General features: G+C 69.4%; 1 protein-coding gene. It reads right to left on the bottom strand.

Annotated elements, in window-relative coordinates; all coding sequences use genetic code 11:
* Positions 1 to 90 precede the first annotated feature (90 nt).
* The coding region (locus DS837_RS31915) for an electron transfer flavoprotein subunit beta/FixA family protein (protein WP_149168405.1) at positions 91 to 506 on the bottom strand (416 nt) is incomplete at its 5' end.

Raw genomic sequence — 506 nt, 5'->3', positions numbered from 1 at the left:
CCGCCGATCTTGGCGGCGGCGCTGACCGCGTTCAGCGTGGCCGGCTTCAGCGCGGCGTTGTCGTGTTCGGCGATGACGAGAATGGACATGTCAAATCACCCGCGCTTCGTTCTTCAGCTTGTCGACCAGGGCGGCCACGTCGGCGACCTTGACGCCGGCCTTGCGCTTGGCCGGCTCGGCGACCTTGAGCGTGGTCAGGCGCGGCGCCACGTCGACGCCCAGCGCGTCGGGCGCCAGCGTCTCGATCGGCTTCTTCTTGGCCTTCATGATGTTGGGCAGCGAGGCGTAGCGCGGCTCGTTGAGGCGCAGGTCGGCGGTGACGACCGCCGGCAGCGTCAGCTGCACCGTCTCCAGGCCGCCGTCGATCTCGCGGGTCACGGTGACCGAGCCCTCGCCGGGCACGACCTTGGAGGCGAAGGTGCCCTGCGGCCAGCCCAGCAAGGCGGCGAGCATCTGGCCGGTCTGGTTGCAGTCGTCGTCGATCGCCTGCTTGCCCAGGATGACCA

Origin of the sequence: Azospirillum brasilense, from assembly GCF_008365405.1 — a bacterium.
Taxonomy (GTDB): domain Bacteria; phylum Pseudomonadota; class Alphaproteobacteria; order Azospirillales; family Azospirillaceae; genus Azospirillum; species Azospirillum brasilense_D.
This window is presented reverse-complemented; position numbering and strand designations above follow the sequence as displayed.